The sequence below is a fragment of the Paenarthrobacter aurescens genome (assembly GCF_025421775.1).
Taxonomy (GTDB): Bacteria; Actinomycetota; Actinomycetes; order Actinomycetales; family Micrococcaceae; genus Arthrobacter; species Arthrobacter aurescens_B.
The window spans coordinates 1-239 of sequence record NZ_JAOEFX010000676.1; the positions used below are offsets into that span (position 1 = coordinate 1).

The following is a 239-nucleotide window of genomic DNA, read 5'->3' on the forward strand; positions in this document are numbered from 1 at the left end:
GGTCATCTGACCTACCTGGGCGTCCTTGGCAATATCCAGCTGGACCGGACCGGGAATGCCAGTGGACGCGAGGTGGAATGCCTCGGACATGTAGTGCGGAATGTCATTGGGGTCGGTCACCAGGTATGAGTGCTTGGTGATGGGCATCGTGATTCCCACGATGTCTTCTTCCTGGAAGGCATCGGTGCCGATGACTCCACTGGATACCTGGCCGGTAATGGCCACCATCGGCACGGAGT

1 pseudogene is annotated in these 239 nt (G+C 58.6%); it reads right to left on the reverse strand.

Going from position 1 to position 239, the window contains the following annotated elements:
• Positions 1-239 (reverse strand): annotated as a pseudogene (locus N7568_RS25240) (thiamine pyrophosphate-binding protein); the annotation flags it as partial.